This is a genomic window from Shewanella woodyi ATCC 51908 (genome assembly GCF_000019525.1).
GTDB classification, from domain to species: domain Bacteria; phylum Pseudomonadota; class Gammaproteobacteria; order Enterobacterales; family Shewanellaceae; genus Shewanella; species Shewanella woodyi.
Genome location: NC_010506.1, coordinates 4,099,609 through 4,124,334, shown reverse-complemented (window position 1 = coordinate 4,124,334; position 24,726 = coordinate 4,099,609). Strand labels below are relative to the sequence as shown.

Genomic DNA, 24,726 nt, shown 5'->3' with positions numbered 1-24,726 from the left:
GCAAGTGGAATTTTCACTTTTAACTGTTTTAATGAGAAATATTCATTGGATATACGAAGATGCATTAACAGCTAGATTATCTACTTAATTAATTAAGCTATTTTTGGTTTAAATCATCAATTAATGTCAGACATAGATCACGTAAGGAGTCTATCTCTTGTTCTGAAATGCTGACCTTACTTAAAAGCACCTGTTTGAGTGACAGAGCTTCTTGTTTTAGTGCAATACCAGAAGGAGTGACTTGAATGACCTTTTTACGCTCATCTTGGCTGTCGATGCGCCTAACTAATAACGATTTAGCTTCTAGACGCTTTACTATCGGGGTTAGCGTACCGAGATCAAGCCGCGTCTCTCGAGATAGATCAGTCAAGCTGGCACCATCGTTTAGCCATAATGCTTGCATGACTAAGTATTGTGGGTAGGTAAGATCGCACTGCTCTAATAATGGTCGATACGCACGCACTAAAGCATTTCCAGCGGTATATAGCGCAAAACAAACATTATCTGATAGAGATTGGCTCTGCTGATTATCATTTGTGAGTTCCGCATCATTTATCTTCAGAGTTGAGCTATTTTTCACCATATAGACCTTAATGTGTCAGTTATCTGTTAACTATTGAGTTTATCTCAGCACGAATCTAACTTCGCTAATGAAATATGCTTTGCGCGCAAAGTAGTTGTCTTTGTCTGAGTTTGATAGTAGAGTTTATCACAATTAATTAGCGCGCAAAGTAAAAGAGGTGTTTATGCAGGCTCAACAGATCTTACTTAACTCACGACCAGAGGGAGTTCCTACTCCTGATAATTTTAAAATTGCATCTTTGTCATTGCCAGAAGTCAAAGAGGGAGAGTTTTTAGTCAAAAACTTATGGATGTCTGTTGACCCTTATATGCGCGGGCGAATGATTGACAGGGAGAGTTATATTGCACCATTTAATTTAGGTGAAGTTCTTGATGGTGGTGCGATAGGGGAGGTGATTGAGTCTCGTCATGCAGAGTTTCCTGTGGGGAGTAAAGTTACCAGCATGTTAGGTTGGCGGAGTCATTATGTGACTGATGGCAATGAGCACACTAAGCTACCAGATATCTCGCTAAGTGAATCACATTTTCTTGGTGTTTTAGGCATGCCGGGAATGACAGCCTGGACTGGATTAACCCGAATTTCTGAGCTTAAAGCTGGAGAGACACTGTTTGTGTCGGCAGCTTCTGGTGCTGTAGGAAGTATTGCATGCCAGCTTGGCAAGCTAATTGGGGCGAAAGTGATCGCGTCCGTTGGCTCTGATGAAAAAGCGGCTTACTTAAAAAGTTTAGGGGTCGATGCTGTGATTAACTATAAAACAGTGAGTAATTTGAGTGAAGCATTGAAAGAGGCGGCTCAAGAAGGTGTGGATGTTTATTTTGAGAATGTAGGTGGGGAGCACCTTTCAGCAGCACTGGATAATATGAATGATCATGGAAGAATTGCGGTGTGCGGCATGATTGCACAGTACAATGATACCGTACCCACTCCTGGTCCAAGTAACCTTGCTATGATCATCATTAAAAAATTAAGAGTTGAAGGGTTTATCGTGTTTGAACATTGGGCACATTATCCTGAGTTTGCTAAAGAGATGGGCCAATGGCTTACTACTGGTGCCGTTAAGGCTGAGCAGACGGTTTATGAGGGGCTGGAGAATGCCTCAACTGCTTTTATCGGGCTATTTGAAGGTAAGAATTGTGGTAAAATGGTGGTGAAATTAGCTTAACCACCGAATAAAATTAAGGGCCGTTTTGGCCCTTTTATTTAAAGCTGACTTTACCGCCAATCATCTTTAATGAAGGCGTGCCCCTTACTAATGTGTCTCGTGCAAACTCTTGCCCACAACCGGGGCAGATGCAGGGTGTTTGTGTGTGATCTTCTACTATCCGCTCTTTAAAGCATTTAACTAATGCCCCTTTTCCCCCTTTTCGATATTTAAAGAGTTGGGTTTTACACTTAGCGCAGAAGATATCGACGGTTCGTGTAGGGCCTTTCTTATTGGGTTTAGCCATTGTTCTAATAGAGTTGAATAAGTTGTATTTAGCTTACGTTTAATCATCTTCAAGTCAAGATTAGGCAGGCCGAAGTTTGAGACATATAAATTGGTATTTAGCTTTACTAGAAAGGCAGAAGTTACAGATCTCATCTAGTCTTTGAGTATCAATGAGAAGAACCTTGAGGGTGAAATATGTCTAGTTCTGATAACCGAAATGGTGTGGGTAGAGTGATATTGGTATTAATGGCTGGATCATTATTGTCACTTAGTGGATGTAGCAACTATGATCCTGTGCCTGTTGAAAAATGTTCTGAGGTGGTCAAGCATGCACAAAAAGTGCTTGGTAGCATGGCTCCCGATGGTAAAACCATGATGGCTGATTGCAAGGCCGCATCAGATAGTGAACGTGGTTGCGTGATGGCAGCAACCAAGAAAGGCGCATTGGCTCAATGCATGTAAGACTATTTTCTATCTTAATCTTTATCACTTATGGAATATTTTTATTAGAAATATAACATTTAACTAACTTGATATATCATGATGTAAAAGCTCATAAACCATGGTGTTAGTTAATGTATAAAATAATAAAAATATTCCTTATCAGTACATTATCACTGGTTTTTATCCTCTCTTGTGGCATCTACTTGGCCTTGAATTTGAGTTTACCTCGACTTTCAGGCGAGTTGCTTAGTGCTCACATCTCTAAAGATATAACACTGGAGCGTGATCGTTTAGGTACGGCTGTTATCACAGGTCAGAGCCGAAAAGATGTGACTTATGGATTAGGCTTTGCTCATGGGCAGGACAGGTTTTTTCAGATGGACCTGTTAAGGCGTAATGCTGCTGGTGAGCTGTCTGAGATTTTTGGAGAGAAGGCACTTCCTTTGGATAAAAATCGCCGCTTCCATCAGTTCAGGAAACGCGCAGAGGGGATAGTGGCTAGCCTGCCGATAACTGAAAAGATGATGCTACAGACCTATGCCAATGGGGTTAACGATGCCCTTGCTGAGCAACACCTTGATTCGTTTGAGTACCTTGCGACAGGGACAAAACCTAAGCCATGGGTCCCTGCTGATAGCTTACTGGTTATCTATAGCATGTATCTGGATCTTCAAGGGAGGACACCAACAAGAGATATGGTGTTAACCCAGATAGAGCAGCTACATGGTCAAGAGATGTTGGCTTTCATCATACAAAATAGTTCCTATCAGGCAGCGCTTGATGGCAGCTTACTTCCTACTAAGTCTGGCGCAATACCAAGATTATCACCTTCAAGCCTGCTTGCGGCAAAGATGACAGATATCGAGGAGCCTCTGGACATAGGCAGTAATAACTGGGCTGTGACAGGGGAGCTAACTCAAAGCGGTAAGGGGATGTTATCTGATGATATGCATCTATCACTGGCTGCGCCCATTATCTGGTATCGCGCGCAGCTCAATTACATAAACACCTTAGGTAACAAGAGAGAAAAGGTGCAAGTGACAGGTGTTTCTCTGCCTGGCGCGCCAGCTATTGTGGTGGGGACAAACGGTCTGCTTGCATGGGGATTTACTAACGCCTATATCGATACCGCTGATTGGGTGGCGTTAACGCCAGCGGATAAAATCTTAACAGAGGTTGAGACCATCGTATTACCTGACAGCAATATTGAGTACACTATCGAGCTTTCAAGGTTTGGACCCGTTAAGTGGGTTAATGAGCAGGCTTATGGACTCTCTTGGGTTGCTCATCGCGACTATGCGGTGGATATGGAGCTTATGGCGTTGGAAACCGCTGATAGTGTTGAGCAGGGACTCACCTTGGCCACTCGCTTTGGTATTCCGGTGCAAAATATCATGCTGGTGGACAGTGATGGTAACGCTGGCTGGACCCCCGCTGGCGCTGTTCCTTCACGCACAAACCCCAGTAATACAGCTCAAAAGGCCAACAGGTTTCAAATTAACGCTTGGATGGAAGATGAAGCTGTTTTGCCTCAAGTTTATAATCCTGAGTCCCAACGGTTATGGTCTGCAAACTCCAGAGTTATGTCGTCACAAGCGGCTACGCGCTTTGGTGATGGCGGTTATGCGTTGGGGGCTAGGGCTCAACAGATAAGAGATAGATTGTTTGAATCGACAAGTTTTACAGAGGCGTCTTTCTTAAAGCTTCAACTGGATAACGAAGCTCGTTTTTTAAGTTCATGGCACCAATATCTGATCAGACTACTGGCTACTCAACCTACGCGTTTTGCTAAAGATATTCAGCTGCTAAGAGACTGGCAGAAGTGTGCCTGTGCTGATTCTGTAGGGTATACATTGGTGAGAGGGTTTAGAACTCAGCTGATAGATACGGTTTTTGCCCCACTTGAAACTGAGTTGAATGAGATAGAGTTAAGTTTATCTGTTGTGAAGCGTTATTTAGAGCCTGCAATTTGGCAAATTATTACTGAGCAGCCAGAGAGTTGGCTTCCAGAACAATACAGTAGTTGGGACGAATTTATCATCTCTAGCTACCAAGCATCGGTTACAGGTCTGCTCGCTAAACATAGTGAAGCGGGGGAACTTGAAGATCTGCAATGGGGCAAGGTCAATCAATTAGAGATAAAGCATCCTTTTAGCAGGCAAATCCCTCTATTAAGCCGCTTTCTAGATATGCCAAAAGTAGCAGGTTATGGTGACTCCTTTATGCCTGCGGTTCAACGAGGATCTTTTGGCGCATCTCAACGTTTTATTATTCAGCCAGGTTTGGAAGAACAGGCTGTGATGATGGTTCCTGGTGGACAATCAGGCCACCCTTTATCTGATTATTATCGTAGTGGTTTTGATGATTATGCCAAGCAAAAGAGTACCGCTTTGTTGCCCAGTGAGATTTTGCATAAGATAACGATTAAAGCTGGTAATTGAAATCTATACAGTGATTAGAATGCCCAGGTTAATTTGGCGTAGTAGGTTCCTTCTGCTATATCGCCAAACAGCGCCTCTCCCGAGTTATCGGTGCCATTGTAGGCAATACATGCCATGACTGGTCCGATAGGAGCGCTTATACCGAGGTTATAATAGAGATAGGCTTCACCTAAGGCATCTTTTGTATTCCAATGACCAAGTTGAATGTCTAGCGACAGGCCTGTGTCCCATAAAGCAAGGGTTTTGTTATATTCAACTCGGTAAGCGCTGTCTTGGCTTAGGTCCCCTAATATATCGTTTAGAGTATGGCTAAAGGAGAATTGACCGTAGGGGCTGTATAGGTCAATCATGAGCTCGGTAAAGTCTAGATTTATCCCTCTGTCAGTGCCTTGAATAAGGTATTGATAGAGGGTGACGGACAAGACAAGCTCCTCGCTTAACCCAAAACGGTAACCAGCGTACAGATCCGTTTCAAGGTTCTCTCCCGCTTCATAGGGGCTAGCGTCATCGATAAAATTAAATGTCGAGATAAAGGTGCCCACATAGAAACCATTTTCCGTCGCTAATCCTGCATGTAACTGCATGGCGGGATCCTTCTGTGTCAGTGATACACCGTAGGCTCTATGATCTGTGGTCGCTGCGATATAGCCGAAATAGTTGACCTCTCCTTGGCCTTGGGTAGGAAATAGACCGAACAATAGAAACGCGAATAAGCTTTTCAGTAAATAATTCATATCCTTTGCCTTTTTACTGTTGTATTAGCATATGGTTAATACCAATCAGTATAAAATATAGAGCATAGATCTCTCTATTTCTAATATTTACTTGAGGCGATAGCACTTAAGGTAAAGGTGGTTTTGCTGAGGAAGAGTAAGCGGGCACCGGTGATGCCCGCTAAAGTGTGATTAATACCAATCGGTATAATGTTGGAGTTAGCCCTGAAGTAGCTCTTTGGCGTTGGCTAGTGTATTGCTGGTGATGACATCGCCGCCAAGTAATCTTGCTAACTCCTCAATACGTTGCAGCTTATCTAAAGAGACCATAGAGGTTTCCGTTTTACCTGCTTTACTGTGCTTGTTGACGAACATATGTTGGTGACCGTTACCCGCAACCTGAGGCAGGTGGGTCACACAAAATACTTGAGTCGAGTCTCCAAGAGAGCGAAGCATACGCCCTACAACTGCGGCAGTTGGACCCGAAATCCCCACATCCACTTCGTCAAAAATCAGTGTCGGTGTCGATACTTTTTTCGCGGTGATCACTTGAATGCCAAGTCCGATACGTGAGAGCTCACCACCTGATGCAACCTTAGAGATGGCTTGCATTGGTTGGCCAGGATTGGTCGAGACCTGAAACTCTATGCTGTCACAGCCGTTAGGTGAGATCTGCTCTTCATTGAAGGTGACTGAGATACAGAATTTGCCCTTTGGCATGCTGAGTTCATGTATCGATTGAGTGACCTTTTTATCTAACTCTTTGGCATATCGACTACGGCTTTGGCTTAGCTTTTTAGCGTGAGCAAGGTAGCTCTCTCTGCTGGCATTGACTTGCTCCTCCAGCTGAGTGAGTGCGTCTTCGTCTGAATCTAGTGAGCTAAGCTCAGTTAGTAGCTCCTGATGATGCTCATAGAGGGCGCAAGGAAGTACCTGATGTTTGCGTGAAAGCTGCATTAATTTAGATAGTCTCTGTTCAAGCTGCTCAAAATACTCAGGATCTAGCTCTAATTTATCTAAATAACGCTCTATTTCACTGCTGCTTTCCTGAATTTGGATAAGCGCATCATTAAGCATATTAACTATGCTTTTTAGAGCAGGATCGTAACTTTCGAGCTCTTGAGCTTGAGTGATACCAGCATTTATCTGTGATTCAACACTGCCCTGTTCATTCTCTTGTAGAATATAGAGTTCACTTTTGCAGGCCTGAATAAGGGCCGTACCATTGGCAAGTTTCTTGTGCTCAGCTTCAATCTCCTCAAACTCTCCCTCATTGAGGGCAAACTCATTGAGCTCTTCAACTTGATATTGGAGTAACTGCTTACGTGCGATACGTTCATGTTGAGTTTGCTGTAGTGCCTTAAGCTCTTTCTCTATTAATTTGCAACGCTGATAACCTGCAGAAACGGCTTCGAGTAGCAGTCTGTGGTTAGCATAACTGTCTAATAGAGTTAGCTGGTGCTCACTCTTCAACATAGCGTGATGAGCATGCTGACCATGGATGCCAATTAGTAGCTGTCCTAGGCTTTTAAGCTGAATGAGTGGGACTGGGTTGCCGTTTATGTAAGCTCTTGAGCGTCCATCACTGTTGATGGTTCGCCTTAAAATACACTCCTGATCTAGTTCAAGGTCATTATCTTCAAGCCAACGCTTTGCTAAGGGGACATCACCTAATGAAAATCTTGCACTGACTTCAGCTTTCGATGCTCCGGGGCGAACGGTACTGGCATCGGCACGATTGCCAAGACAGAGCCCCAAGGCGTCAATTGCAATAGATTTACCTGCACCTGTTTCACCTGTAATGCTGGTCATTCCAGGTTTAAAATCCAATTCGAGAAATCGAACAATGGCAAAATTATTAATGCTGAGTTGGCAAAGCATGATGAGACCCCTTCACTTTGGGTACTGTATTTATGAACAGTATATACTGTTCATAAATACAGTAAAGCCTTGTGTGAAAATTAACCTTTTACTAACGGAGCATACGCTTTAAACACTTTGGTTATCAAGTGATTATTCAGTTAGTTCTAATGCAAAAAACTTTGTATTAAGGGCAAGGTTACAATGCTTAACAGTGTCCCTAACATAATGGCTTGGGCACTCACCATTACCTTAACTTGATATCGTTCAGCAAGTAGATAGACGCTAGCTGCGGTCGGAAGGGCTGCTAACAGGACTCCCATAATGAAGTAGTCACCCTCAATTCCAAACGCTGATAATAAAATATAGGCCAGCGCAGGCTGAATGAACAATTTAGCTAGGTTTATCCAGCTCAACTCGGCAATTAAGTCGAGCCATTTTGGTTTCTGGTGGCTGATCTCGTGGTTGCCGCTCGCTTTTACAAGCACCATACCGATAGCAAAGAGTGCACAGGGACTGGATGTCATACCGATATCTCTCAGCATGATGGAGAGAGGCTCGAACAGTTTAAACTCAATGGCAGATAGGAATACACCAATAGCACTGCCAATGACTACTGGATTCTGTATTAAGGAGAGTGTGATAATCAGCAAGGGGGACTGTTTTCTCTCTCTCTTGTTGTCGCCTTTTTCCTGATAAAGTTCAATTGATACCAGCACTAAAGCAAAAACGATAACGGAGAGCAAGCTGGCAATGGCTGCTGCGGTAAGCGCGCTTTGCTGCTCAGGATAGAGCATAGATAGGAGAGGGATCCCGATAAAAGCGGTATTGCCGAATGTGGTATTTAATGCCCTAAGCGCCGCCAGATCGGCACGCCCCTTATTGGTGATGTGTGAAACCAAAACTACCAATAGGTAAGTCAGCAGCATCGCTAAGCTGTATCCAGCGATAAAACCCCACTGTAGTATCTCGTGGATTGGGGTCTCTGCCAGTGCGATTAACATGATGGCTGGAAATGCCACGTAATAGACGTACTGGTTTAGCACCAGATCCGTATCAATTGGCAAAATCTTGAGTTTCTGTACTAAGGAGCCTAATAACATCATGGCGAGTACAGCAAACAGCGGGGTTAAGATTGGTGACATTAAAGCAATTCCAGATTGGCGTGATACTCAGTTAAAATACCATACCTGAAGGAGCAGGAACTATGATCTATTTATTATTTATGATAAAAGAAAATTAGGCTGAGCAGGAGTTTGCTCAGCCTAAACTTATTTCGTTGTATTGCGACGAGATGAGGTGCGCTGCTTTAGCGGCGTAGCATTAACCTTAGTCTGAATCGTATTTCTGTTAGGTGGTAACACACCAAGTTCGCAATAGAAATTGATCTGCCTTCTTAGTTCAAACAGTGAACCTGTTCGAGTTTGTCCACCAATTGATAGTGACCAGCTATCAGTTAATCCTCGGTTGTTCGTTAAAATAAAACCTTGATAAATTAACTTACGCATAATTAAACAGAAAGGTTAGCCTTCCTGCATTCCTACACCTATGTTAGATACGCCTGCATCGACAATCTCTTTGCGCAGGGATTTTATAAACTCAGCATTGAGTTTAGGGTTGTCTTCAATAAGGGTCAGCAAGTTTTCCTGCAGTGCTTTCTCATCGAGCATTACTTCATGGTTGAAGATAAAATCGTCGAATGCTTCTTCATCAAGTTCAACATCTGAAATTGCTTCAATATAGTTCGCCACTGTACTCGATGACAATTTACTGATGTTGACAATATCTTCCTCAATTTTGCTTTGCAGTGCACTCAAAAGGGCAATTAATGCTGTGGTTGCATCCATCGCAGGGTAGACACCGTAGACATCAAAATTAGCCGGATCTGGGGTGTTTAGCTCCAACCTTTCTAAGTAGATATCGATATTGAGCTTTAATTTTGAATCATAACTGGATTGCCACAACAGATTTAGCACTGTGTCTAATACCTGAGGATCACCAAATTCACAGACCTCAGAGAAAAGTTGGTAGTTGGGCAACATGCGCTGACATAGGGCTATTGCAAATACTTTTTTCTGTTGGAAATCTAATGCTTTTACACGTTTAAAGAAGCCTAGTTTGGTTGTCATCTATTACATCCGTTGATAACTGTGATATCACTTGATTTGCGGCTGATTCTACCTTAGTTAGCTCGTCAAGTAACTCTAGTATTTCAGGTTCGACATCGGCAACGGCCGAGCCGCGTTTCAAACTTGATTCTATCTCCTGACAAAGCTTTTGTGTGGTAGGTACGCCACAATAACAGCATGCGCCATGGAGTTTATGCACTGAGGCGAGCATAGAGTCTTGATTAAACTCCTCTAATGCCTGTTTTATCTGAGCTGTGGTTTCAGGCAGTGATGCCACTAACATCTTGAGCATATCCAGTGCCAAATCTGGCTTCTGATTGGCTTGTGTGAGGCACAGCTCCCAGTTAAGGGTAAAGGGGTCGAAATGGGTAAACTTAGGGCGCGTTTTCCAGCGGTTGATCACGCTCTTTAACGCCGCTTCATCGATAGGTTTAGGCAGATAACCATCCATACCGCTTTGTTGGATCATCTCCCGCTCTTCAGCAATCGCATGGGCGGTCACCGCAATGATCGGTGTGTTACGGTTAAGCGAGTGTTGTCTAATCTGCTTAGTGGCACTAATCCCATCTGTACCTGGCATCTGAATATCCATGAAGATGAGATCGAAACTGCGCTCTTGGGCGATATTCACAGCCCCCTGACCATTGTCTACCACTGTGACTTGGCTCACTAACTCTTTTAGTAGGGTATCGATTAATTTGAGGTTTGCAGGGTTATCATCGACCGCTAATACGTTGAGGTTCTCTCTGGCTATAGGCTCAACTTGGGCGTGTTCCTCTAATTGGTGTGGACTGCTTGTATCGGATTTTGGATCGATAAGTATTTCAGCTAAAACCTTTTCATTGATTGGAGCCGGTAATATTTTATCTACGGTATCAAATATGGTGTGAGTGTCTTGCTCATTCGTACACACAAGGTAGAGGACAAATTGAGATAAGTCTTTAATGGATTTTAGCTGTTCAGTGGTGTCCTTATCGGGGTTGAGCGCTTTGCAGCTCACGACGGCATAGTCATATTTCTTGGAATCAGGTAGTGAGCACTCTGCAAGTTGGCTCGTTGAGCCAATATTGGTTGTTTTCATCCCCCAGTATTGAAACTGTTTGAGTAGTGTCTTGTTAGACAACTCTCTTGGCTCGATAAGTAACATCGACTTGTTGAGCAGTTTCTCTGTTGTGAGGAAGTGACCTACCGGGTATTGGCTGGTTTCTAATGGAAGGGTAAACCAGAACGTTGAGCCTTCGTTGGCTTTAGAGTTACACCCTATCTGGCCACCCATACGGTTAACCAGACGCTTAGTGATAATTAAACCCAGTCCAGTACCGCCAAAGCGACGTGAAATTGAGGAGTCTGCTTGGCCAAAGGCTTGAAAAAGAATCTCCTGCTGCTGAGGGTCTATACCAATCCCTGTATCTGTTATCTCGCACCTGATGTTTACTTTATCTTTGCTGCCATCAGTGAGCTTAAGACTTAAGTGAACACTACCGCTATCGGTGAACTTGATAGCATTGCCTATTAAGTTTGTTAGGATCTGACCAATTCGCATAGGATCGCCGCACAAGGCTTCGGGGACTGATTGATCTATGTCGATAACGAGCTCAATATCTTTCTCTCGGGCACTGTTTGATAGGATAGTTACTGTATCACCAACTAGTTCGCGTAGGGCGAAAGGTAGGCTCTCTAATACCAGCTTTCCTGCCTCCAATTTAGAGAAGTCTAAGATGTCGTTAATTATCTCAAGAAGGTTAGTTGCACTCTTCTCTATGGTGTTGATGTAGTCCTGTTGACTCGTATGCAGGGGCGTTTTCAGTAGCTGTTTGGCGAATCCGATGACACCATTAAGTGGGGTTCTAAGTTCGTGGGACATGTTGGCTAAAAACTCAGATTTTATCCGGCTGGCCTCAAGGGCTCTTTTCTTCGCTAAATCCAGCTCGACGTTTTGGATCTCAATCTGTTCCAGTGTTTCCCTCAGATCTGAGGTGGCCTGATCGATATTTTGTTGCATCTCGTCATGGTATTCAGAGAGCGAGCTTGCCATGGCATTAATACCGCGTTTAAGCAGATCCAGCTCACCAATAAGATTTCCATCGACCCGGGTGTCCAGTTTACCTTCACGAATTTTTGCCACGACCCTCACCATCTCCGTAATAGGTTGGGTCACATTTTTAACCAGACGGAAGGTAAAGAGTAAATTAAGTTGCACGCCGATCAGGACAATTATAAAGGCTGCAACGGCAGCTCTATGTTGCTCAAGAAGTGAATTTTCTTTATTCACCAGTATCGCAATATAACCCAGCTTAGCGGCTGATATTTGCTGGGAGTCTCTGTCACCGAAATTTGTCAGTTTAAGTTCATGATCTGATGAGAAGATAGGGCTACGCAGAATCAAGCTGTCACCTACCTGTTCAAGCTCTGTCCTCATCAGGCTGCTTAATGGTTGATCATAGCGCATAAGCTCATGATCTTTGTAGTGGTGAGAGGTGACAATAACGCGATTTTCAGTATCGAAAATGGCAATAAACTGAACTAGAGAGGATTTGTTGAGTTGGGCTGCTGTGATCAATTTTTTAGTGGTTTCAAAATCTTGCTTCTCGAGACCTATCTCGGCGGCAATAGCGAGTGGCTCAATGATATTTCCACCCTGCTCAATGAGTGTTTCTTCGAGTTCATAGAAACGATTTATGGTAAAATAGCTGCCTAATAAGATCCCAACGAGGATAGTTGGAGCTAACGCCAATACAAGCACCCATGATCTCAGGCTATATTTGGTCATGTTGTCGGCTTTATTCATTAGGTTCGCTGATCTACTCGGTTCTTGACACAGTTAACACTAGACTGCCAGAAGTCAGGCAGTCTTGGCCAGTATTATTATTGATTTAGAGGCCTAAATGGCACAGTTTTTTAAAGCAAAACCAAACAGTTCAAAGCAACTTTCGGCGAAAGTATCACTCCAGGTCACCCGATTGGATCATTTGGGGGCTGGCATTGCTCAACATAACGGCAAAGTTGTGTTTATTCCCGGTGTATTACCCGGGGAAAAAGCCATGGTTCAGCTCACTGAACAGAAAAAACGGTACTCAAGAGCGAAGTTATTGAATCTTGAGACTCACTCTATCGACCGTGTTGAGCCCAAATGTGCACATTATCATCAATGTGGTGGCTGCGATCTTCAGCACCTTAGCCTTGAGAAGCAACGACTTCATAAAGAGTCTGCATTAGTAAGTTTAATGGCGAAATTAAGCCACACTGAAGCAGAAGCCTTAGTTCCAGCTATTATAGGCGAACAATGGCATTATCGTCGCCGTGCTCGTTTAGCTACTTTTTATCATCAAGAAACAAAGAGAACCACATTAGGCTTTAGAGCTCAGTCGAGTAAAGAGGTGATTGATATCTCCTCTTGCCCTGTGTTAGCCAAATCTCTGTCTGAGTTAATCTCGCCTTTATCTAAGCTATTAAATCAACTGGCCAGTAGAAGAGCGCTGGGTCATGTAGAGCTTATTGATGTAGATAATGGTCAGTTTGTGGTGGTTAGAGCGACTAAGGAGCTCTCGGATAAGGACAAAGAGAAGCTGCTCTCTTTTGCACAGGAGCATAAAGTTAATCTGATTGTTCAGGGCAATGAAGGTGAACTCTTGGTAATTAAAGGGCCAAAAGAGCTGCCTTTTTACACATTAAACAGTGATATTAAATTGAGCTTTACACCGGGAAACTTTGTTCAAGTCAATGGTGAGATAAACAGAGCGATGGTTGATCAGGCGGTTCAATGGCTGGATGTAAAAGCTGATGAACGAGTGCTAGATCTTTTCTGTGGTGTCGGAAATTTCAGTCTACCTCTAGCCAAATCTGGCGCTGAAGTGATCGGTGTAGAAGGGGTCCCTGAGATGGTGGCACAGGCCAGAATCAATGCTAAGCAGAGTGATTTGTCTGATGTAACCTTCTTTCATACCGACTTAAGCGCTGATCTCTCTAAAGAGCCTTGGCTAGGTAAAGTAGATAAGTTACTGCTCGACCCTGCAAGAGCTGGGGCGTTTGAGAGTTTGCAATGGTTAAAGAAGATGAAACCTAAATCAATTGTTTATGTTTCTTGCGATCCCTCGAGCCTAGCCAGAGACAGTGAGCCTTTGCTAAAGCATGGTTATAAGCTTAAAAAATTGGGCTTAGTCGATATGTTCCCTCAAACACATCACATTGAGGCTATGGCACTGTTTGAGTTGAGTTAATTTCAGCTTCAATTAAGCTAATGTGATGAAAATTTAGCTAAACAAGTGATATTCAGCCTTTGTTAATTGACAATGACTGCTCAATGCTGAAGATAGCTATATTATTGATTTGTGCTGCAGGATTTTTGTAGCACATATTTTGATTCAAAGTTAAGGACGAAATTGAGATGGTATCAGTTCGAGAAGCGCACTTTAGTGATCCTAATTTTCAACTAGAGGAGTGGGTTAACCGCTACATTAGTGATACTGATGAGGCTCAAACTCTGCTCGAACTGCTCTGTCGAATCGATACCATGGTGAGTGGGAGCCAGCAGGATAATAGTATGCAGCTCCAACGTGCCAGAGAGATGATAGAGATCTTGGCGCCACTGAATATGGATATCGAAACCCTGCAGGCATCGGTTCTGTTTGTGGTGTTTGAAGCTGGCATCATCTCTCAAGAGGATCTTGAAGAGCGATTTGGTGCCGAGTTAAGCCGCTTGGTCATGAGTGTTGAAACCATGAATGCCATCGGTGCCCTTAAGGTGGATAATGACTCTCGCACCAGCGATGTGAAAATAGATAATATCCGCCGTATGTTACTGGCGATGGTGGAAGATGTGCGCGCCGTGGTCATTAAGCTTGCCGAGCGGATCTGTCTGCTACGTGAAGTGAAAAACTCCGATGAGGAGACGCGGGTACTGCTGGCCCGTGAGATTGCCGATATCTATGCGCCTCTCGCTAACCGACTAGGTATAGGTCAACTTAAATGGGAGCTTGAGGATATCTCTTTTCGCTACCTGCACCCAGAGACCTATAAAGAGATAGCCAAGCAGCTAGATGGTAAGCGTCTGGATCGCGAAACGTTTATTGATGATTTTGTTGCCCAGCTTCAGGCCAGATTAGATAAAGATCAGATAAGGGCCAAGGTCTATGGCCGCCCTAAGCATATCTACAGCATCTGGAAGAAGATGAAGGGCAAAGATCTTAAGTTCGATGAGTTATTTGATGTTCGCGCAGTGCGGATAGTCACCGACAGGTTGCAGGACTGCTATGGCGCCCTTGGGGTGGTTCATACCCTTTGGCATCATATCCCACGTGAGTTTGATGATTATGTCGCAAACCCTAAACCAAATGGTTACCAATCTATCCATACCATTGTTGTAGGACCCGAAGGGAAAACCGTCGAGATCCAGATCCGAACTGAGCAGATGCATGAAGATGCAGAGTTAGGTGTCGCCGCCCACTGGAAATATAAAGAGGGCGCAGGTGGTGGTAAGCAAAGTGGCTACGAAGAGAAGATAAACTGGCTACGTAAGATCCTTCAGTGGCAGGAAGATGTGGCTGAAAGTGGCAACTTAGTCGAAGAGGTGCGTAGTCAGGTATTTGAAGACAGAGTGTATGTCTTTACGCCAAGTGGTGAAGTGGTGGATCTGCCATCTGGGTCTAGCGTGCTTGATTTTGCCTACTATATTCACTCCCATGTGGGACATAAGTGTATCGGTGCTAAGGTTGATGGCCGTATTGTGCCTTTTACCTACCAAGTGGAAACAGGTGAGCGTGTCGAGATAATCACCTCAAAGCACCCTAATCCCAAGCGTGATTGGTTAAACCCTAACTTAGGTTATATCCGTACTTCTCGTGCCCGCTCTAAAATACAGCACTGGTTTAAGCAGCAAGATAGAGATAAAAATATTGTTGCTGGTAAAGAGATGTTGGAGTCTGAACTGGCTAGAGCTGGGCTTAAGTTAAAAGATGCCCAAAGCGCGGTTGAGCGCTTCAATCTTGTTAGTATGGATGATCTGCTTGCGAGTATTGGCGGTGGAGATGTACGACTTAATCAAGTGGTTAACCATGTTCAGAGCCAGATGCGCATCAATCAGGTTGACGATGAAACCGCTGTTGAAGATCTGGTTAAGAAGAGTGGCATAAAAGCTAAGAAAGAGGGCAAAGGTCAGGTCGAGGTCAATGGCGTCGGTAATTTGATGAGCCATATTGCGCGTTGCTGTCAGCCTGTGCCGGGTGATGAGATCTTCGGTTTCATCACTAAAGGTCGAGGGATATCTGTGCACCGCGCCGATTGTGAGCAGGTTAAAGAGTTGATGCGAGTTCACCCTGAGCGCACGGTCGATGTGGTGTGGGGGGAGCATTACTCTGGTGGCTATAAGATACGTTTACGCGTTATCGCCAATGACCGTTCAGGGCTGCTTAGGGATCTCACCTCAGTGCTGGCGGCCGAAAAGTCACATGTGATGGCGATGAGTTCCTCATCGGATGTTAAAACTCAGACAGCGGCGATTGAGTTGGAACTTGAGCTGTATAATTTAGATGGACTTTCACGTGTCATATCTAAAATTACCCAAGTGGAAGGGGTGAGTGAAGCCAGACGGCTTTAATGACCTCTAGAAAATGGCGACTTAGGTCGTCATTTTCATTTTAAGACCAACTAATATAAGCAACAATTTTAGGGCTTAGCTATGCAAAATAATGATATTCAACCTCTGCTCGATATTATGGCTAAGTTGAGGGACCCTCAAACCGGATGTCCATGGGATAAAGCGCAACGCTTTGAAACAATAGTGCCATTTACCCTCGAAGAGGCCTATGAAGTGGCTGATACCATTGAGAGAATGGCTATCGATGAGCTTCCCGATGAGCTGGGAGATCTGCTGTTTCAGGTGGTCTTTTATTGCCAATTAGGTAAAGAGCAGGGACTGTTTGATTTTGCCGATGTGGTAGAGAAAATCTGTAATAAACTTACTTCGCGTCACCCCCATGTCTTTGGAACACTTAAAGGCGCGAGTAGCGATGAGGTCAAAGAAAATTGGGAGCAGATTAAGGCTAAAGAGCGTAGCGAGAGGGATCTGCATTCAATTTTAGATAATATTCCTGTGGGGTTACCCGCGTTATCTCGTTCGGTAAAAATTCAAAAACGGGTCGCTCGTGTTGGCTTCGATTGGGCTGAACTTGGGCCTGTAGTGGATAAGATCCATGAAGAGATAGATGAAGTAATACATGAGGTTGAGCAAGAAAAAGTGAACCCTGATAAGGTTCAGGATGAGATGGGAGATCTACTGTTTGCGGTGGTGAACCTTGCTCGGCATCTGGGTGTTGAGCCAGAGCAAGCATTACGGGGGGCAAACAGAAAATTTGAGCGCCGCTTTAGAGGTGTTGAATCGCTGGCAAATAAAGCTGAAAAGCCGATGGAAGAACACACTTTAGATGAGCTAGATCAATACTGGGATGAAGTAAAATTACGAGAATAGCCACTTCAGTAAAAAATTTTATAATAATCTTGTTTGTCGAATCGCTAGGGCTTTGGTATAATATCGCCCCGTCCTAGTGCTAAATTGCAAGCACATATTTCCAACTCATTTTCTCAGGTTCATAATGACTACAAGGTATATCTTCGTTACTGGTGGCGTGGTTTCATCACTAGGTAAAGGCATTGCAGCAGCATCGTTAGCAGCAATTTTAGAGGCCCGTGGCCTAAATGTAACCATTATGAAACTGGATCCATATATTAACTTGGATCCGGGAACGATGAGCCCGACACAGCACGGTGAAGTGTTTGTGACAGAGGATGGCGCAGAAACCGATCTTGATTTAGGTCACTATGAGCGTTTCATTCGCACCAAGATGAACCGTCGTAATAACTTTACGACTGGTCGTATCTACTCTGAAGTGCTTCGCAAAGAGCGTCGTGGTGACTACTTAGGTGCCACTATTCAGGTGATCCCACACATTACCAATGCGATTAAAGAGAAAGTGCTTGATGGCGGTGAAGGGCATGATGTGGCAATCGTTGAGATTGGCGGCACTGTTGGTGATATCGAGTCTCTGCCATTTTTGGAATCAATTCGTCAGTTAGGTGTTGAACTGGGTCGCGAGCGCACTCTGTTTATGCATCTGACTTTAGTGCCATTCCTTGGCGCTGCAGGTGAAGTGAAAACGAAACCGACACAACACTCAGTGAAAGAGCTTCGCTCCATCGGTATTGCACCTGATGTACTGGTTTGTCGTGGTGATCGTGCTATTCCTGCAAATGAAAAAGCTAAAATTTCACTCTTCTGTAATGTAGAAGAGCGCGCGGTTATCTCTCTTAAAGATGTTGATAGCATCTACAAGATCCCTGCACTGCTTAAAGCTCAAGGCTTAGATGAGTTAGTGACTAAGCGTTTTGGTATTGAATGCAAAGAAGCTGATCTTCACGAGTGGGAGCAGGTTATCTACCAAGAAGCCAACCCAACTGGTGATGTGACTATCGGTATGGTAGGTAAATACATTGAACTGCCTGATGCATATAAGTCTGTCAATGAAGCACTTAAGCATGCAGGTTTATTTAACCGTGTTTCGGTTAATATCAAGTATATCGACTCTCAAACTGTCGAAGCTAAGGGCGAAGAAGTGCTTGAAGGCTTAGATGGTATCTTAGTCCCAGGTGGTTTTGGTGAGCGTGGTGTTGAAGGTAAAATTTTTGCGGCTAAGTATGCCCGTGAAAACAATCTTCCCTATTTCGGCATCTGTTTAGGTATGCAGGTGGCATTGATTGAGTTTGCTCGTCATGTTGCAGGCCTTGAAGGTGCTCACTCAACTGAGTTCCAAAAAGAGACACCGCATCCAGTCGTCGGTCTAATTACCGAATGGCTAAATGAAGATGGTAATGTTGAGCAGCGCCATGAAACCTCAGATCTAGGTGGTACTATGCGTTTAGGCGCACAACTATGTCATCTTGAAGAGGGCACTAAAGCTGCTGCAGCTTACCAAGCTAACACTTGTGTTGAACGTCATCGCCACCGTTATGAAGTTAACAACAATTATAAAGATCGTCTTGAGAAAGCTGGCTTAGTATTTAGTGGTCTGTCTTCAGACCGTCAACTTGTCGAGATGATTGAGCTGCCGAACCATCCTTGGTTTGTCGCAGGTCAATTCCACCCAGAATTTACATCAACTCCCCGTGATGGACAGCCACTGTTTGTCGGGTTTGTTGCTGCAGCCGCCGCGCATCAGAAACGCGATTTAGGCTAATACCAAATACTCAGCCGCTTCCTATTTTAGGGAGCGGCTTTTTTGTCTATGGAGTAGATATCCTAAAGTCATATTGTTAGCTGCGTAGTTACGCAGTAAAGTCGCTCTCTTTCAAGAAAGTGAAGCTTTAGGAGTTGCTTTGGTTATGTCGATTTTGGTGAACAGATTTCATTTTTATTTTTCATTTTTAAACTTAAACCGAGGGAATTATGGCTAAAATTATTAATGTCATTGGTCGTGAGATCATGGATTCACGTGGTAACCCAACTGTAGAAGCTGAAGTTCACTTAGAAGGTGGCTTTAACGGTATGGCAGCTGCACCGTCAGGTGCATCTACTGGTAGCCGTGAAGCATTAGAGCTACGTGATGGTGACAAAGCTCGCTACTTGGGTAAAGGTGTATTGACTGCTGTTGCTAACATCAATGGCCCAATCCGTGATGCCTTAATGGGTAAAGATGCAACGGCTCAAGCTGAGCTTGATCAGTTGATGATTGACCTTGATGGTACAGAGAACAAAGATAAGCTAGGCGCTAACGCGATCCTTGCGGTTTCTCTTGCTGCGGCTAAAGCTGCTGCTGCATTTAAGGGTATGCCTTTATATGCACATATCGCTGAGCTAAATGGAACTCCTGGTCAGTTCTCTATGCCTGTCCCTATGATGAATATCCTAAATGGTGGCGAGCATGCTGATAACAACGTTGATATCCAAGAGTTTATGGTACAACCTGTTGGTGCTAAGACGTTCCGTGAAGCTCTTCGCGTTGGCGCAGAGATCTTCCACAGCCTGAAGAAAGTTCTTCAAGAGAAAGGTTTGAGTACTTCAGTGGGTGACGAAGGTGGTTTTGCACCTAACCTAGCGTCAAATGCTGATGCACTTGCCATGATCAAGGTTGCTGTAGAGAAAGCGGGTTACAAGCTAGGTGAAGATGTGACTCTTGCCCTTGATTGTGCCGCTTCTGAGTTCTACAAAGATGGTCAGTATGACCTAACTGGTGAAGGCAAAGTCTTCTCTGCAAATGGTTTCTCAGATTTTCTTAAGTCATTGACTGAAGAGTATCCAATCGCTTCAATCGAAGATGGTTTGGATGAATCAGATTGGGAAGGTTGGGCTTACCAGACTCAAATCATGGGTGACAAGATCCAACTTGTCGGTGACGATCTATTCGTGACTAACACTAAGATCTTAAAGCGCGGTATCGACAACAACATCGCTAACTCAATCTTGATCAAGTTTAACCAAATTGGTTCTTTGACTGAGACGCTTGCAGCGATTCGTATGGCTAAAGAAGCGGGTTATACCGTGGTTATCTCTCACCGTAGCGGTGAAACTGAAGATGCAACCATTGCTGATCTTGCTGTTGCTACTTCAGCTGGTCAAATTAAGACGGGCTCACTGTGCCGTTCTGATCGCGTAGCTAAGTACAACCAACTGCTTCGTATCGAAGAGCAGCTAGGTGAGAAAGCGCCGTACCGTGGTCGTAGTGAAATTAAAGGCCAAGCATAATAATCTTTGTTGACCTGCTTATCTGTTTAGTTAGGTAGCAGGTTAAAAGGGATAAAATTACTGCTAAGCTTGAAAAGGTCACCATTTGGTGGCCTTTTTTGTTACTATCGCTAAAATATTGTCGAATTTTCACTGACGGGCTTTTTAATTACAATGCGACGTATCCTGCTCCTTTTAGTGTCACTGTTAGGCATGCTTCAATACCAGCTTTGGTTAGGAGTAAACAGCCTGCCGGAATCGTTTCAGCTGCGAGAACAGATCTCTCTTCAAGAGGCGAGCAATGCAAAGTTGATCGCTAGAAATCAAGTTTTAAGAGAGGAGATCATCGATCTTCGTAGTGGCACAGAGGCGTTAGAGGAACGAGCTCGAAATGAGCTTGGCATGGTTAAGAAAGGCGAGACTTTTTTTCGTGTCGTCGGTGATAAACGCACTAGCCAGCTCTCAAATCATTAATTTTACCTTTTATTAAGTATGAGTTTTCAATTATGAATGATCCCCAAGATAAGGTCGTCGCTCTTGTGCCAGCGGCTGGTATCGGCAGTCGTATGGGCTCTGAGATCCCAAAGCAGTATCTGGAGATTAACGGCGTACCTATCTTAAATATCACATTAACAGTACTTTTAACTCACCCTAAGATAGATGTGGTGATAGTGGCACTGCACCCAGAAGATACGCTGTTTCATACCTTATCCCAGTCATCTAATCCTAAGTTGCGCACAGTCGTGGGTGGCGGTGAGCGAGCGGATTCAGTGTTAGCTTGTCTAGGTGAAGTCGAAGATAATGTCTGGGCTCTAGTGCACGATGCTGCACGTCCCTGCTTGAGCCATGAAGATATCGATAAACTGCTTGCATCCCGCCTAGAGTTCCCCCAAGGCGCAATTCTAGCTGCGCCAGTTAGAGATACCATGAAACGTAGCAACACAGGTGGCACTATAGTGCAAACCGTGTGTAGGGAGCAGCTATGGCACGCTTTGACGCCTCAGCTTTTCTTAGGCTCTGCGCTGCGAGATAACTTGGCATCGGCACTTAGGCAGGGGGTGACAGTTACAGATGAAGCCTCGGCCATGGAGTGGGCTGGAAATGCTCCAGGCTTAGTATCAGGTAATGTAAAGAACATTAAGATCACTCATCCTGACGATCTTAAACTAGCCAAACTATTTTTGGCTGATGAGCTTTAAAATGGGGTCTAATATCTCAACGATTTTTAATCGATTTCAGCTAACGGCTTTTACTCTCGGTAACAGGATTTAACATGAATATACGTATTGGTCACGGGTTTGATGTGCATAAATTTGGTGGCGATTCACCGCTATTGTTAGGTGGTGTAAATGTGCCATATGAAACAGGATTAATCGCACATTCAGATGGTGATGTTGTACTGCATGCAATCTCTGATGCCGTATTAGGTGCGGTAGCCTTAGGTGATATTGGCAAGCACTTTCCGGATACCGATGATGATTTCAAGGGCGCTGACAGTCGTCATTTACTGCGTCACTGTTATCAACTGGCAAAAGATAAAGGTTTTGTGATTGGAAATCTAGACGTAACCATTATTGCGCAAGTACCTAAGATGGCGCCCCATATTCAAGCCATACGCGAAGTGTTAAGTCGTGATTTTGCGACCGATTTGGATAATATTAATGTTAAAGCGACAACGACCGAAAAGCTTGGTTTTACTGGTCGTAAAGAGGGGATCGCTGTGGAAGCTGTGATCTTACTGGCAAAGGCATAACACGTTTTACTCATACTCCTTGAGATGAGTTATACATATATTTAGATCGGTAAGGCCGATTGAGAGAACAGAGTCATCATGATTGAACTTCATTATTTACACGGTAAGCCTACATCTAAAGCGGATCTTCGTACTCACAATAGCGATTTTCAGGTTCAGGAGATATTGCCTTTTGCACCGACGGGTGAAGGGGAGCATCATCTGCTTCATATTCGTAAAGAGGGGCTCAATACCAATGATGTTGCGACTCTTCTATCTGGCTTTGCACATGTTCATCCTAAAGAGGTGACCTACGCTGGTCAGAAGGATAAAAATGCTATCACGGAGCAGTGGTTTGGTGTGCGGATACCTGGTAAAGAGACGCCGGATTGGGCAAGTCTTAATAGTGAACAATTAACGGTTCTCTCTAGTAGTCGCCATAGTAAAAAACTGCGGATAGGGGCACTGGCTGGAAATCGATTTAGCCTAACGCTTCGTAATGTAACCAAGATGAATGAGGTTATCGAGCGGCTTGAGCTGATTAAACAGACTGGTGTGCCTAACTACTTTGGTGAACAGCGTTTCGGTCATGATGGTAAAAATCTTGTTTTTGGTCGTCAGATGCTGACCGGAAGAAAAGTAAAAGACAGAAAGAAACGCAGTATCTACCTGTCGGCTGTTCGATCTTATCTGTTCAATATTTCTGTGTCAGCAAGGTTAGCCGAACATGGTCTGAATAAGCTCGATGGTGATTGTGTCATGCTGGCTGGAACTAAAAGCTACTTTACTGCCGAGCAGTGGGATGATGCGACGATAAAGCGTCTCGATGAGAAAGATATTCAGCTATCGGCTCCTTTGTGGGGGAGAGGTGCTGCATTATCTCAAGCTGACGCAGCCGAATTTGAGGCAAAAGCACTAGCTGAGTTTGAATCCGATAGAGATGGTCTTGAACATGCTGGCTTAATCCAAGAGCGACGTACTTTACTATCTGAGCCGCAACATTTGAGCTATGAGCAAGAGGGTGATGATACTTTATTGATCAAGTTTGCTCTCCCTGCAGGCTGCTATGCCACCTCTGTGCTTAGGGAGCTTTTTGACTATGAAGATGTCAAAGAGAGGGAGTTTCGAGAGCGTCAGCAGGCGAGACAAGCGTCTGCAGAGTCTTAAACTAGGTTTATCAGGTAAAGTAAAATAGAGATTGGCAAGTAGATGATAAAAATTCTCGTAAGTAACGATGATGGGGTCACCGCACCAGGAATCGTGGCGCTAACCAACGCGTTAGCAAGCTCCTATGATGTTATGACAGTGGGACCCGATCGTAACTGTTCAGGGGCAAGCAACTCTTTAACCTTGACTAACCCCTTGCGAATTAATACCTTGAGCAATGGCTATGTGTCTGTAAGTGGCACCCCAACTGATTGTGTTCATTTAGCGATCCGTGAGTTGTATACAGATGAACCTGATATGGTGGTGTCTGGTATTAATGCTGGTGCGAATATGGGGGATGATACTCTTTATTCAGGTACCGTTGCTGCGGCAATGGAGGGGCGCTTCTTGGGATTACCAGCAATCGCCGTCTCTCTTGTTGGCTCTAAGCTTAAGCATTATGACAGTGCAGCTTTTTTTACCAGTAAGATCATTAAAGGTTTGCTAGAGAGTCCTGTCGCTCAAGATCAAATTTTGAATATTAATGTGCCTGACTTACCCGTAGAGCAGATAAAAGGTATTAAAGTTACGCGCCTTGGGGCTAGGCATAAAGCGGCTGGTATGCTTAAAACACAAGATCCAGCAGGGCGAGATATTTTTTGGTTAGGCCCTCCGGGTGAAGAGCAGGATGCGAGCGAAGGCACGGATTTTCATGCTGTCACCAATGGATACGTGTCTGTGACTCCACTGACTGTGGATCTCACGGCTTTCAATCAAATAACATCAATGAAAGAGTGGATAGATAAACTATGAGCAGGGTCGCGACAACTGCAGCACTGAATTTAGCAAAAAGCTTGCGTGATGCAGGGATCAGGGATGAAGCCGTTTTACAGGCGGTTGCTAATACTCCTAGAGAGCTCTTTCTCGATGCCGCTTTAGGACATAAGGCTTATGAGAATACAGCTTTACCTATTGGGATGGGTCAAACCATCTCACAGCCCTATATTGTCGCCAGAATGACGGAGTTGTTGCTGGAGCATAAGCCTAAAAAAGTACTCGAGATTGGAACTGGATCTGGGTATCAAGCGGCAATTTTAGCGCAACTCTCACCAGAGCTATGCACTGTTGAGCGAATTAAGTCTCTGCAGATCCAGGCGAGGCAGAGGTTGAAACGTTTAGATCTTCACAATATTTCATTTAAGTATGGCGATGGTTGGAAAGGTTGGCCTAACAAGGGGCCCTTTGACGCCATCATGGTTACTGCCGCAGCGGCAACGGTGCCTGAAGCGCTGTTAGGTCAGCTTGTTGATAATGGTGTGCTGATTATCCCAGTTGGGGATACCTCACAACAGTTATTAAAAGTGGTACGCCATGGTGAACAGTTCAGCTCTGAAGTTGTTGAGATTGTTCGTTTTGTACCTTTAGTTAATGGTGAGCTTGCTTAGTTGTAACCTATTGCTTTTAAGTTGTATTTTCTTAGCATTGAGACTTGTCTTAATGAGTGATTGAGTTAGGAGATTTCTTTGTTTGCTGAATTGACA

22 protein-coding genes are annotated in these 24,726 nt (G+C 44.2%); 14 read left to right on the top strand and 8 right to left on the bottom strand.

Annotation, left to right across the window (positions count from 1 at the left end; genetic code table 11):
* Positions 1–97 precede the first annotated feature (97 nt).
* Complete coding sequence (locus SWOO_RS17365) at positions 98–583, bottom strand: MarR family winged helix-turn-helix transcriptional regulator (protein WP_012325969.1); 486 nt, start codon at positions 581–583, stop codon at positions 98–100.
* A 163-nt stretch (positions 584–746) separates the two neighbouring features.
* On the opposite strand from SWOO_RS17365, the gene SWOO_RS17360 reads away from it, so the two are divergent.
* Positions 747–1,745 (top strand): NADP-dependent oxidoreductase, encoded by a 999-nt coding sequence (locus tag SWOO_RS17360; protein ID WP_012325968.1) that lies wholly within the window; start codon positions 747–749, stop codon positions 1,743–1,745.
* A 34-nt stretch (positions 1,746–1,779) separates the two neighbouring features.
* Here SWOO_RS17360 and SWOO_RS17355 read toward each other — a convergent pair whose 3' ends face one another.
* A complete protein-coding gene (locus SWOO_RS17355) occupies positions 1,780–2,031 on the bottom strand; it encodes a hypothetical protein (RefSeq protein WP_012325967.1) in 252 nt (83 codons plus the stop codon).
* A gap of 176 nt (positions 2,032–2,207) precedes the next feature.
* On the opposite strand from SWOO_RS17355, the gene SWOO_RS17350 reads away from it, so the two are divergent.
* Both SWOO_RS17350 and SWOO_RS17345 read left to right on the top strand, forming a co-directional pair.
* Positions 2,208–2,474 carry a hypothetical protein gene (locus tag SWOO_RS17350; protein WP_012325966.1) on the top strand — a complete coding sequence of 89 codons (267 nt, stop codon included), beginning with the start codon at positions 2,208–2,210 and terminating at the stop codon, positions 2,472–2,474.
* A 113-nt stretch (positions 2,475–2,587) separates the two neighbouring features.
* On the top strand, positions 2,588–4,897 hold the full coding sequence (locus tag SWOO_RS17345) for a penicillin acylase family protein (protein WP_012325965.1): 2,310 nt from the start codon (positions 2,588–2,590) through the stop codon (positions 4,895–4,897).
* A 14-nt stretch (positions 4,898–4,911) separates the two neighbouring features.
* On the opposite strand, the gene SWOO_RS17340 is transcribed toward SWOO_RS17345, so the two are convergent.
* From SWOO_RS17340 to barA, 6 genes are all read right to left on the bottom strand, one after another.
* Positions 4,912–5,631, bottom strand: coding sequence for a TorF family putative porin (locus tag SWOO_RS17340; protein WP_012325964.1), 720 nt, complete (start codon positions 5,629–5,631; stop codon positions 4,912–4,914).
* A gap of 198 nt (positions 5,632–5,829) precedes the next feature.
* A complete protein-coding gene (gene recN / locus SWOO_RS17335; protein ID WP_012325963.1) occupies positions 5,830–7,491 on the bottom strand; it encodes a DNA repair protein RecN in 1,662 nt (553 codons plus the stop codon).
* A gap of 146 nt (positions 7,492–7,637) precedes the next feature.
* Positions 7,638–8,615 (bottom strand): AEC family transporter, encoded by a 978-nt coding sequence (locus SWOO_RS17330; protein ID WP_012325962.1) that lies wholly within the window; start codon positions 8,613–8,615, stop codon positions 7,638–7,640.
* A gap of 126 nt (positions 8,616–8,741) precedes the next feature.
* The gene (locus SWOO_RS17325; RefSeq protein ID WP_012325961.1) at positions 8,742–8,978 is read right to left on the bottom strand and encodes a DUF3319 domain-containing protein; all 237 of its coding nucleotides are present in this window, start codon (positions 8,976–8,978) and stop codon (positions 8,742–8,744) included.
* Positions 8,979–8,993: 15 nt separating this feature from the next.
* Entirely contained in the window at positions 8,994–9,599 is a 606-nt protein-coding gene (locus tag SWOO_RS17320) for a YjaG family protein (protein ID WP_012325960.1), read from the bottom strand.
* Entirely contained in the window at positions 9,574–12,387 is a 2,814-nt protein-coding gene (barA, locus tag SWOO_RS17315; protein ID WP_012325959.1) for a two-component sensor histidine kinase BarA, read from the bottom strand. Before barA ends, SWOO_RS17320 begins: the two co-directional genes overlap by 26 nt.
* 97 nt (positions 12,388–12,484) lie before the next feature.
* Here barA and rlmD point away from each other — a divergent pair, with 97 nt between their 5' ends.
* The 11 genes from rlmD to SWOO_RS17260 all read left to right on the top strand — a co-directional run bounded on the left by rlmD (position 12,485) and on the right by SWOO_RS17260 (position 24,630).
* Complete coding sequence (gene rlmD / locus SWOO_RS17310) at positions 12,485–13,816, top strand: 23S rRNA (uracil(1939)-C(5))-methyltransferase RlmD (RefSeq protein ID WP_012325958.1); 1,332 nt, start codon at positions 12,485–12,487, stop codon at positions 13,814–13,816.
* Between the two features lie 167 nt (positions 13,817–13,983).
* A complete protein-coding gene (gene relA, locus SWOO_RS17305; protein ID WP_012325957.1) occupies positions 13,984–16,191 on the top strand; it encodes a GTP diphosphokinase in 2,208 nt (735 codons plus the stop codon).
* A gap of 81 nt (positions 16,192–16,272) precedes the next feature.
* Positions 16,273–17,061 (top strand): nucleoside triphosphate pyrophosphohydrolase, encoded by a 789-nt coding sequence (gene mazG, locus SWOO_RS17300; RefSeq protein ID WP_012325956.1) that lies wholly within the window; start codon positions 16,273–16,275, stop codon positions 17,059–17,061.
* Between the two features lie 124 nt (positions 17,062–17,185).
* Entirely contained in the window at positions 17,186–18,823 is a 1,638-nt protein-coding gene (locus SWOO_RS17295; protein WP_012325955.1) for a CTP synthase, read from the top strand.
* A gap of 209 nt (positions 18,824–19,032) precedes the next feature.
* On the top strand, positions 19,033–20,328 hold the full coding sequence (gene eno, locus SWOO_RS17290) for a phosphopyruvate hydratase (protein WP_012325954.1): 1,296 nt from the start codon (positions 19,033–19,035) through the stop codon (positions 20,326–20,328).
* Between the two features lie 153 nt (positions 20,329–20,481).
* Complete coding sequence (gene ftsB, locus SWOO_RS17285) at positions 20,482–20,781, top strand: cell division protein FtsB (RefSeq protein WP_012325953.1); 300 nt, start codon at positions 20,482–20,484, stop codon at positions 20,779–20,781.
* A gap of 32 nt (positions 20,782–20,813) precedes the next feature.
* Complete coding sequence (gene ispD / locus SWOO_RS17280; RefSeq protein WP_012325952.1) at positions 20,814–21,506, top strand: 2-C-methyl-D-erythritol 4-phosphate cytidylyltransferase; 693 nt, start codon at positions 20,814–20,816, stop codon at positions 21,504–21,506.
* Positions 21,507–21,580: 74 nt separating this feature from the next.
* Complete coding sequence (ispF, locus tag SWOO_RS17275) at positions 21,581–22,060, top strand: 2-C-methyl-D-erythritol 2,4-cyclodiphosphate synthase (protein ID WP_012325951.1); 480 nt, start codon at positions 21,581–21,583, stop codon at positions 22,058–22,060.
* 78 nt (positions 22,061–22,138) lie between these two features.
* Positions 22,139–23,206 (top strand): tRNA pseudouridine(13) synthase TruD, encoded by a 1,068-nt coding sequence (gene truD, locus SWOO_RS17270; protein ID WP_012325950.1) that lies wholly within the window; start codon positions 22,139–22,141, stop codon positions 23,204–23,206.
* Positions 23,207–23,248: 42 nt separating this feature from the next.
* Positions 23,249–23,998 (top strand): 5'/3'-nucleotidase SurE, encoded by a 750-nt coding sequence (gene surE / locus SWOO_RS17265; protein ID WP_012325949.1) that lies wholly within the window; start codon positions 23,249–23,251, stop codon positions 23,996–23,998.
* The gene (locus SWOO_RS17260) at positions 23,995–24,630 is read left to right on the top strand and encodes a protein-L-isoaspartate(D-aspartate) O-methyltransferase (protein ID WP_012325948.1); all 636 of its coding nucleotides are present in this window, start codon (positions 23,995–23,997) and stop codon (positions 24,628–24,630) included. The genes surE and SWOO_RS17260 overlap by 4 nt, the downstream gene beginning before the upstream one ends.
* The last annotated feature ends 96 nt before the right edge of the window (positions 24,631–24,726 follow it).